Below are 8,811 nucleotides of genomic sequence, written 5' to 3'. Positions count from 1 at the left end.
GGTTCGGGGGCCGGGGTGGAGTCGACGGCCGGCGGCTCGTCGACGAGCTGGCCGACGGTGTCGGTCGACTCGACGGGTTGATTGGCCTGCTGGTTTTTGGCGGCGAGGTCGCGGGCGGCGGTGAGCAGGGCGGCGGCTTCGGCTTCGATGGCGGCGAAGTCGGGTCGGATGCGTCCGGCGACGAGTTCGACGCCGATGACGAGGACGACGACCAGGGCGAAGACCGCGCGGAGAGCGAGGCTGCCGGGGGAGGCGAAGTTGATGGTGGCCGACAGCAGGGCGGCACCGGCGAAGACGACCATGGCTCCGCGTTTGGCATCGCGGGCGATGCCGGGGGTGCGGACGATGATGAGCATGGACACCATGGCGGCGTCGAAGATCAGCGGCACGAGGTAGGCGAAGTAGCCGGCGTTCTGGGTCCACAGGTAGTGGGCCTGGTGCAGGTAGCTGGTCAGCAGCGCGCCGAGAAGAACGAACCGGTTGTATCGCTTGATCGAGTTGATTGCCTTGAGCATGGTCGGTACCGCGTTGCGGGCGTACTCGGCGGCGAACTGTTCGGTAAAAGTCGAGTCAGTGGGCATCAGTGGCCTCCGTGGCAGTCGAGGCAGCAGCCGTAGCGGCGGGGGATGTAGTAGGGCTGCACGACACCGCAGACGCGGCAGGTGCGGCGGGCGCGGAGCGCCTTGTCGATGGCGACCCGCTGCGCGGGGGTGGCGGTCCGCTTCGGTGCGGCGAGGTCGAGGCGGTACAGGTAGGCAATGCGCTTGCCGCGTCGCCAGAGGATTTGCGCGACCGGGTCATGTCCGCCCGGTCGCAGGCCAGCGGCGCGCAGTTGCCGGCGAGTGGCCAGCCCGGCAGGGGCGAGCCGGTACCGGTAGGTCGGAAAGTCGGTGGTGGTCATGGCCGGTCTCCCCAGCGCTGCTGGGCGGCCTGGCGGGAGATGCCGAGGCGGGAGCCGATCTCGGCCCACGAGTAGCCGAAAGCGCGGAGGCCGATGACGGCTTCGCTGATGGCGCGGTCGAGGTCGGCGGACAGGGCGGTTAGGTCGCGGAGGGCTTCGACGTCGCCGGTGGCGACGCGGCGACCGTGGGCGCGGATGATGCGCCGGGCGAAGGCGGCAAACTCGTCGTTCTCGACAACCTCACGCCGACATTGGCGAGGAACGGCAGGCGTCAAGGACTTCTTGACAGTGCTCACCGGTTCTCACCCCCGGTGGTGTGGAAGCAGGTCCACTCGTCTGCGGCGTTCTCAAGGGCGGTGATGACCTGCTCGGCGGTGCGGGCCGGGTCGTCGTTCCACGAGTACGGGGAGACGTGTTCGTCGACGAGGTAGCCGTCCTCGTCGATGTGGAAGACCGGCGCGAAGGTGTCGAGGTAGTCAACGAACACCGCGAGGGCGGTCAGGTAGTCGGCGAGCGCGTCGGGGTCGAGCTGGGAGAAGTGCTCGACCCGGTGGCCGGCGCAGGCGATGCCGATGGCCCCGGCGGCGCAGGCCGGCGGGGTGAAAGTGTTGGTGGTGGGGGCGTAGTAGGTGCCCTGGTGCCAGCCGTGCCGGCGCAGGTAGAGGGCAGCCATCCGGAGCAGGTCAGCGGGTGTGACCGTTCCGGTGGTGGGCGGTTGGTAGGTAGCCTTCATGGCAGCCACGTCCTTTCGAGGGCTGTTGGTGGAGGTCGGCGGAACCGGATCGCTTTCCAGGGCTGAGGCCGGTTCCGTCGACTGCTATCGGTTGCGGAGCCGCAGGTAGCGGCGGTGGCGGGTGTCGTCGCCGCCCATCTGGTGTGGGGCGGAGACGTATACGAGTCGGCCCGTGGCGCGGGCGGCGTGGAGCATGACGGCCAGGTCCTCGGGACTGCCGACGATCCACATCTCGGTGTACTGCGAGGCCCGCTGGTTGTTGGCGCGGGCGTGGGCGCGTTCGCGGGTGGTCATGCCGCCATCCCGAAGTCGACGCGGGTCAGGTCGGGAACGAGGGTCGGTAAGCGTCGGGGGCGGCGGGTCCAGGCGGCGTAGTCGGCGATGCCGGCGATCTGGGCGTCGGTGAGGTAGGCGACCTTGATGCGGCGGGGGACGCCGCCTTCGGCGATGAGGTAGGCCGCGCCCTGGTTGGTGGGTTGGATGTCGGTGGCGGTGTAGCCCTGTTCGGCCCAGCCGTGGCCGAGGACGATGTTGGAGCTGTTGGGGGTGGTGCAGCGGAACGCGGCGCGGTAGCCGAACAGGTCCCGCAGGCTGGTGGGGATGATGTCGAACGACGGCCGCTGAGTAGCGGCAACTACGGGGATGCCGGCGGCACGGCCACGTGCGACCAGGTCGCGGAGCAGGGCGACGAACTCTTCCTGTTCCTGCTTGGTGCCGACGGTGGCGGAGTAGAAGGCGATTTCGTCGACGAGGACGGTGATGACGGACAGGCCGTCGGCGGCGGTGAGCTTGCGGCGTCCGTGGGCGCGTAGCCAGGCGTAGCGGTTGTTCATCACCAACTGGAGCCGCTTGAGGACGTCGAGGGCGGCGGTGATGTCGGGGCCGATGAAGGCATCGGCGCAGTCCTCCCACTGCCCGAGTTCGACCAACTTGCCGTCGAGCAGCACCAGGCGGGAGTCGACGGACAATGCGGCGTGGGCGGCGATGGTGTTCAGGAGTCCGCTTTTGCCGCCGCCGGGTTCGCCGCCGGCGAGGAGGTTGCGGTAGGCGAGGGTGATGTTGACGTGCTGACCGAATTCGTCGATGCCGACGAAGATGGGGTCGAACATCGACAGGCCAGGCCCCACCGGTACGGGGGCCGTTTCGGCGGTCGTGGTCATGGGTGCCCTCCTTGGGCGTAGGTGGGCGCGGAGAGCCACACGAACGAGCCCGCAGGGCTCTCCGCGACCAAGGGTTGGGTTGAGGTCAGATCCAGTCGGAAACGTCGTCGGTATCCGGCGACGTCGAAGCCGCAGGCTTGCTGCCGTTGGCGGAAGTGGCCGGCTTCTTCTGCGCCGGCAGGGTGACGGTGGGAACGTCGACGTCCGGCAGGTCCAGGGCCGTCGGGACGGCTGGGGTGGGCCGGTCGGTCACCGGGGTGCCGGGGTCGATGACGTCGACAAGCGGGGAGCCCACCTGCGCGGTGAGGACTTCGCGGCGCTTGATGTCGAACCGCAGGTACGCGGCGTTGCCGTCCGAGGCGCGCTCGATGAGGGCGGTGGAGGCGTGGCAGGCGACCGCGATCCGATCTAGCCGGCCTTCCAGATCAGCCAGGGAGAGGCCGGGGCGTAGGTAGACCCAGACCCGCTCACCGACGGGCGTGGGACGAGCCCACAGGATTAGCGGCAGGCTGCCGGACTGGTTCGCGATGATGAACTGTGCGAAGCACACCCGCAGCCGGTGGCGCACGACCAGGCACCAGGCCCAGGCGAGCACAGCGCGTCGAGTGGCCGGGATGGCGGCGGGGACGCCGACGACCAGGGCGACCACCAGCAGGGTCACCGGGGTGGTGGTGTGGTTGGCGAGCTGGACCCAGCCAGCGCCGACGAGGGTGGTGATCCCGATTTCGGGGGTCCACCACCACAGCACCCGCAGGACCGGCCAGATGCGGACCAGCACCCAGGCGAGCCCACCGAGGGGGACGCCGATCAGAGCCCCGACGAACAGGGCGAGGATGGGGTGAATGGAGGAAGCGGCCACCACGGCCGCCAACAGGCCGGCGATGACCGCCGTCAGGATGAACGCCAACCGGGCGTTGCGCGCCGAGGACCGATGAACCTTGGCCTCGATCACCGTGATGGTGCCGTTGCTTTTGCCGCCGAAGGGGCGGCGAGGGCTAGACTTGGACACGACACGTCCTCCCAATCGCAAGTTGGGTCGGATGGGTTGGAGGGCACGGGGTCGGCAGATGTAGGAGTCGGACCGACCCCGCGCCAGCTCATTACGGGGATGCCACCACCACAGGTGATGACCGGACCGGGAGCGTAGGAGTCGGAACCACTCCCGGACCGATTGCGTCAGATCAGCGGACCATCAGGCCGCTTCGCGCAGGACACCACGAGGCTTCACACAGCACGATGTGCGAAGGACTTACTTGGCCGCCGACGTACCAGCCTTCGGCTTCAGCGAGATCGCACGGAACGCCACGCCGTTACGCCCGTTGGTCGCCCACGGGATGGCCTCCAACTGCTCGACCTCGATGAGCTGCCCCACCATCACACTCGGCTTCTCACCCGCCGTGGTGATGGTGATGACCTCACCGCCCGTCTCGTCGAGAACGAAGACCTGGGTGGACCACATGAGCCGGCCCGTTCCCTTCTCCGACCGCTGATTGCCGTTCTGGTCGTTCTTCGGCTCCGGGTCCTTCGACACCGTCACCTGCTTCGCCTTGGTGTCCACGTACAGCTTCATAGCTGCCGTCCTTCCTGGATGTGAGCGCGTCCCGTGTGGACGCCTGCCCGATGTGCTGACGCTAACAGTTGGTTGGCATGGATAGCAACTGTTAGGTATGCACTATCTGAAACAGGGCTCTGACGTGCTGTGACTTCGCGGAGCGTCTGTTAGGCAACTGGTAGGATCTGGTAGCTGAGTGCCCCTACAGTGAGGATGCCCATGTCATCGCCCCGCCCCCGGCTGACCCGGGGTGAATCCGTGCATCAGCAGATCGCGCGGCACATCCGCAACGAGATCGCGGCCGGAGTCCGTCGAGACGGTGACGTCCTCCCGTCCAGCCGTGAGATGGCGGCCGAGTGGGATACAAGCCCGTTCACCATTACCGCAGCCATGAAGGTGCTGGAGGCGGAAGGGTTCATTGAGAGCAAGTCCCGCTCGAAGCGGGTCGTGAGGGTGCCGAACCAGGAACGACGCGGCCCGGTACGTCTGCCGAAGCCGCGCGTGGTGCTCATCGGTGGATATGCCGGCAGCGGCAAGACCGAGCTGGGGCGGATTCTGGCCCGTGCCACCGGGTGGCCAATGCTGGACAAGGACACGTTGACGCGCCCCATCGTTGAGGCAGCACTAGAAATCCTCGGTCAGTCTCCGAACGACCGAGAGTCTGAGACGTACTTGAAGGTCGTACGGCCGCGAGAGTACGAAGCGCTGAGCAGCGCGGCCGAAGAGAACGTCCAGTGCGGGAACAGCGCCATCGTGACGGCTCCGTTCATCGCTGAGTTCCAAGACGCCCAGTGGTTGAACCGGACCAAGGCCCGGTTCGCCGACATGGGCGCAGCGGTGAGCGTGGTGTGGGTGTACTGCGACCCGGACACGATGAACCTCTACATCCGCAGGCGAGGAGCGGCCCGAGACGCGGCGAAGCTGGCTGACTGGTCCGGCTACCTCAGTCGCATCGACCCGGATTTCCGCCCTCTGGTCGAGCACGTTGTCGTCAACAACTGCACCTCAGCCAGACCCCTACAGGACCAGGCCGAAGCGCTCGTCAAGTCGCTTATGGGGTTGGAGTTCGAATGATGCGCGGCGTGATCCTCTACGGTCCGCCCGCCTCTGGCAAGGACACGGTGACAGCCGCCCTGCACAAGCTCAACGACAAGTATCAGCAGTTCCGGCGTCTTAAGGCCGGACCGGGCCGCACCGTGGGTTACCGCATGAGCACCGTTGCCGAGCTGGCCGCTCTGCGCGCCTCCGGCGATGTGGTGTGGGAGAACCGACGGTATGGGGCCGTGTATGTCATCGACCAACCCGGCTTGCGTGCCCAGCTCCAGGAGCGAATCCCCGTGGTGCACGTCGGCCAGGTCAATGCGGTTGACGCCGTACTGAAAGCATTCTCTGGCGCCCGGTGGACCGTAGTTGCGCTTGCCTGTCCACGGGACGTTGCGGTACGCCGCATTGTCGAGCGACAGACTGGCGACGTCGAAGAACGCCTCAGGGCATGGGATGAGACAGAAGCGGTGGCTGACGCCGATCTCACCATCGACACGTCGAAGTCTTCTCCGGACGTCGCCGCCAGGTTGATCGACCAAGCCGTTCGAGGCAGCCGAGCAGCGACGAGGTAGAGGCCGGCCGGCTGCCGGCGTGTCTAGTCCCAGCTGATGCTTGACGTTTTCGTCCCACCAGATGCTGACAGTCGGCCTTGGTCTGCGGCGAGACTTCGCAGGGCACGAAGACTGGGAGGGTGCCTTGATCTCGACGGAGCTGGAGCTCTTCGCGGACTACTACCAGATTCACCTGTTCGATGACGGCTGCGTGACCGATCTTGGGGATGCTTGGACCGAAGAGGCCGTGCGTGACCGCCTTGCCGTCGCCACGGATGCCATGGCGGTCGGCACCAGCGTCAACGTCAACGTGGCCGTGGCCTTGCAGGTGTTGAAGGCAGCGCCTGAAGACGACAGCGCGGAGTTCGACCACGTGGTGGAGGGAAGCCTGCACGTAACCTCGGGCCGACTCGTCGTTATGGGCTGCACCGACTACGAGCCGGAGGCTGCGCGGTTCGGGGTAGCGGCGGGACCGGTTCGTGTACGAGCCGCGAGAAGCAACCTGGCCGAAGCAGAACGTCACGGCATCGATTCCGACGATGATCCGGCGACCATGGAGCGACTTCGACTGCAGGTATGGTCGGCCCCGCATGCTGACCCGGTTGTCATCAAGCGCTGGGAGCCGCTGGAGGCTTAGCTCACCACCGACAAACGCTGGCCACAGCGATCATGTCAAGCATCAGGTGGGACACCGGTGTCAAGCATCAGGCGGGACACGACAGGCCGGCTGCCGGCGAAGTGGTTCAAAGTTTCTGTACGTCTTCAAGGCGGCCCGCAACGGGCCGCACGCGCCGCCGCCAGGGCGCGCGTCCGTCGCTCCGCTGGCGCTCCGACTCCGGCCACGCAACACGCCCGGCGGCTGGCGCGGACAGCGGAAAGCCCGGTGGGCCGCCGCAGAACGACAGGCCGTTGGCCAGTGGGGTAGTGGGCCGGCAGCCGGCCGGGCCGCGCGGCCAGCACCCGCGCGGCGTAGGGGAGCGCACGCCGGCCGCGTCGGCGAGCTGGCGGCGGTCGCGGGGTTGCGGTTACTGCGCCTCCGGCGGGGGCGCTCCGGCTCCAGGATGGCCGGGGCTCCGTCGGCGGGTCGCGGTCCGTGGGTGGTTGCGGAGGGGAGCCATCCCGCCCACCGTCGACCCGGGCGAGCCGAGCAGACCACCGCCCGACCCGCCAGCGTCCGTACGGGCGTCAAGGCCGTCTTGACGTGGCGGGCCGGGCGGCGGCCCGTTCCACAGGAGTGCGGGTCGACGGCAGACGGGATGGCAATTCAGGCGGCCTCGTCTAGTGATCTCAGTCGTCGTCCGGGAGGGTGTCCAGCAGTTGTGCGGCCACTGCGGGCGGCAAGATGGTTGACCAGATGATTTCCCCGGGTTCCGGTTTGAGCCCTCTCACTCCCTCAGGCTCTGGCATCCAACTGCTATGGTCGATGCCCGGGATGGCGTTAATGATCACCGCGAAGACCCGCGGATCCGCGATATTCTCGGTCCCGATGAGCAGGTAGGTCTCGCCATCTTCTGCACGGGCCAGAGCGGTTACCTTGTAGCGCTCAAACTCCGCTTGATAGGCGTACCCGTTCTGCAAGGATCGGGCGATCAGTTCGCGAACGATTCGTCGGATTTCGTGTTCCCATGCATAAATGTGCTCCAGTTCAAGCCGTTTCCAGTCCCAGGCTTGAGGGAGCCAACGATTTGAGGAACCGTCGCGATTGGCAGTCGCCGCCAGCGTTTCGTAGAAGTCACTAGGGTCACCCTCTCGCCTGTACCCGCCCGCACCCAACCACCAAGGGGCAAGGCGAGCTTGTGGCTCGGAGGTGGTTGATTCAGCCTCAGGCAACCGGGTTGCAGCACCGCGCCATCGACTGACCTTGACCTTGAACCAAAGCCGATCCGCTAGGCTCAGGATCCGTTCCACGCCTCCAGCGGCATGTACTTCGGGGAGGCGCTGTGCCTCTTTGACTAGAGGATGATCAAGGCCCAGGAGAGGTACGCTGAGAGGCGGTGTGCGCAGTTCAAGGGCTTCAATGCAGACCTTCGTGGGTCGGACAGATTGGGCCTCGCTGCTCATTAGGCAACCTTAATGCCCGAACCCATCCGACACCAGACACGAAAGGTCAGCTTTCCGCAGGCATCCCGCCATACTCGTCAAGCTGGTCAGGCGAGAGGCCTGCGAGTAGTGAGACGGCTGACTTGGGCGATCCGTCGAGCTGGCTTAAGGCTACGCGGATGCCGTCGTTGATTTCATTGCGATGTGCTTCGATGTACTCGCGGACTGCTGCGTCTACGACGTCCTTCTTGGCCTTGCCCAGGAAGTGGGCGGCGTGAGAAATGAGCTGGTCAGTTCCAACGTCAACCTTGATGGGAGCGGACGTAGCGGCCATGGGGCCCCCTTCCAGTGGCTAGAGTACCGTAGTACCGTAGTACCCGGCAACACTATGCTCCTAACGCCCAACGATACTGTGGTCCGGGGGGTGTGGCTACAGCGATGAGTCGCAGAGGGCGCGACGCCGCCCTAGGAGGGGTCGTAGCCCTCAGCGCTCAGGTGGTGGGGCTCTGCCGGAGGCGTCGGCAACCGCGCGCTCGGTCTACACCAAGGACATCCCCGATAGGCTGGCGGCCCGGAGGGTGCGTTGCATCGCGTAGCGACCGCCAGCCTATCGGGGATGTCAAGCCCGATTGGCGGACCATTTGACGGAGCAATCTCCGCAAACCGTACGAGAAGTGACCCTTCGGTGCCGGTCTCGGGCTCTCATGACCTTCGCTCAGCATGAACGAACATGCGCGGCAGTTACGCTCGCGCAACGAAGTGACCTGCGCGAGCGTAACTGCCAGTGTGCGCGGGTTATCAGACGGCACGCCGCGCAACTAGCGTGACGT

Annotated in this window: 13 protein-coding genes; 3 read left to right on the top strand and 10 right to left on the bottom strand. The window is 66.4% G+C overall.

Annotated elements, in window-relative coordinates:
* The 8 genes from E1193_RS11720 to E1193_RS11685 form a co-directional block, all read right to left on the bottom strand.
* A partial coding sequence (locus E1193_RS11720; RefSeq protein ID WP_132183075.1) for a DUF2637 domain-containing protein occupies positions 1-581 on the bottom strand: 581 nt, incomplete at its 3' end.
* Entirely contained in the window at positions 581-901 is a 321-nt protein-coding gene (locus tag E1193_RS11715; protein WP_132183073.1) for an RRQRL motif-containing zinc-binding protein, read from the bottom strand. The genes E1193_RS11720 and E1193_RS11715, both read right to left, overlap by 1 nt.
* Positions 898-1,197, bottom strand: a complete 300-nt coding sequence (locus E1193_RS11710; protein ID WP_132183071.1) for a hypothetical protein — start codon at positions 1,195-1,197, stop codon at positions 898-900. Before E1193_RS11710 ends, E1193_RS11715 begins: the two co-directional genes overlap by 4 nt.
* Positions 1,194-1,634 (bottom strand): hypothetical protein, encoded by a 441-nt coding sequence (locus E1193_RS11705; protein WP_132183069.1) that lies wholly within the window; start codon positions 1,632-1,634, stop codon positions 1,194-1,196. The genes E1193_RS11710 and E1193_RS11705 overlap by 4 nt, the downstream gene beginning before the upstream one ends.
* Before the next feature lie 84 nt (positions 1,635-1,718).
* Positions 1,719-1,928 carry a hypothetical protein gene (locus tag E1193_RS11700; protein WP_132183067.1) on the bottom strand — a complete coding sequence of 70 codons (210 nt, stop codon included), beginning with the start codon at positions 1,926-1,928 and terminating at the stop codon, positions 1,719-1,721.
* Positions 1,925-2,794, bottom strand: coding sequence for an FtsK/SpoIIIE domain-containing protein (locus E1193_RS11695; RefSeq protein ID WP_132183065.1), 870 nt, complete (start codon positions 2,792-2,794; stop codon positions 1,925-1,927). The genes E1193_RS11700 and E1193_RS11695 overlap by 4 nt, the downstream gene beginning before the upstream one ends.
* Before the next feature lie 85 nt (positions 2,795-2,879).
* Positions 2,880-3,803 (bottom strand): hypothetical protein, encoded by a 924-nt coding sequence (locus E1193_RS11690; protein ID WP_243707516.1) that lies wholly within the window; start codon positions 3,801-3,803, stop codon positions 2,880-2,882.
* A gap of 240 nt (positions 3,804-4,043) precedes the next feature.
* A complete protein-coding gene (locus E1193_RS11685; protein ID WP_132183063.1) occupies positions 4,044-4,364 on the bottom strand; it encodes a hypothetical protein in 321 nt (106 codons plus the stop codon).
* A 240-nt stretch (positions 4,365-4,604) separates the two neighbouring features.
* Here E1193_RS11685 and E1193_RS11680 point away from each other — a divergent pair, with 240 nt between their 5' ends.
* From E1193_RS11680 to E1193_RS11670, 3 genes are all read left to right on the top strand, one after another.
* The gene (locus tag E1193_RS11680; RefSeq protein WP_243707515.1) at positions 4,605-5,420 is read left to right on the top strand and encodes an AAA family ATPase; all 816 of its coding nucleotides are present in this window, start codon (positions 4,605-4,607) and stop codon (positions 5,418-5,420) included.
* A complete protein-coding gene (locus E1193_RS11675; protein ID WP_132183059.1) occupies positions 5,420-5,962 on the top strand; it encodes an AAA family ATPase in 543 nt (180 codons plus the stop codon). The genes E1193_RS11680 and E1193_RS11675 overlap by 1 nt, the downstream gene beginning before the upstream one ends.
* 124 nt (positions 5,963-6,086) lie before the next feature.
* A complete protein-coding gene (locus E1193_RS11670) occupies positions 6,087-6,578 on the top strand; it encodes a hypothetical protein (RefSeq protein ID WP_132183057.1) in 492 nt (163 codons plus the stop codon).
* Between the two features lie 650 nt (positions 6,579-7,228).
* Here E1193_RS11670 and E1193_RS11665 read toward each other — a convergent pair.
* Positions 7,229-7,849 carry a hypothetical protein gene (locus tag E1193_RS11665; RefSeq protein ID WP_132183055.1) on the bottom strand — a complete coding sequence of 207 codons (621 nt, stop codon included), beginning with the start codon at positions 7,847-7,849 and terminating at the stop codon, positions 7,229-7,231.
* A gap of 199 nt (positions 7,850-8,048) precedes the next feature.
* A complete protein-coding gene (locus E1193_RS11660; RefSeq protein WP_132183053.1) occupies positions 8,049-8,315 on the bottom strand; it encodes a hypothetical protein in 267 nt (88 codons plus the stop codon).
* Between the last annotated feature and the right edge of the window lie 496 nt (positions 8,316-8,811).

The sequence above is a fragment of the Micromonospora sp. KC606 genome, from assembly GCF_004348675.1.
Taxonomy (GTDB): Bacteria; Actinomycetota; Actinomycetes; order Mycobacteriales; family Micromonosporaceae; genus Micromonospora.
Note: the sequence above shows the minus strand (reverse complement) of the source record. Positions and strands in the feature narration are given on the sequence as shown.

What these genes read in the sequence shown, in the direction of transcription:
- E1193_RS11715 (WP_132183073.1), bottom strand. Translation starts at nt 901, where the DNA reads ATGACCACCACCGACTTTCCGACCTACCGGTACCGGCTCGCCCCTGCC.
- E1193_RS11705 (WP_132183069.1), bottom strand. Translation starts at nt 1,634, where the DNA reads ATGAAGGCTACCTACCAACCGCCCACCACCGGAACGGTCACACCCGCT.
- E1193_RS11700 (WP_132183067.1), bottom strand. Translation starts at nt 1,928, where the DNA reads ATGACCACCCGCGAACGCGCCCACGCCCGCGCCAACAACCAGCGGGCC.
- E1193_RS11695 (WP_132183065.1), bottom strand. Translation starts at nt 2,794, where the DNA reads ATGACCACGACCGCCGAAACGGCCCCCGTACCGGTGGGGCCTGGCCTG.
- E1193_RS11685 (WP_132183063.1), bottom strand. Translation starts at nt 4,364, where the DNA reads ATGAAGCTGTACGTGGACACCAAGGCGAAGCAGGTGACGGTGTCGAAG.
- E1193_RS11675 (WP_132183059.1), top strand. Translation starts at nt 5,420, where the DNA reads ATGCGCGGCGTGATCCTCTACGGTCCGCCCGCCTCTGGCAAGGACACG.
- E1193_RS11660 (WP_132183053.1), bottom strand. Translation starts at nt 8,315, where the DNA reads ATGGCCGCTACGTCCGCTCCCATCAAGGTTGACGTTGGAACTGACCAG.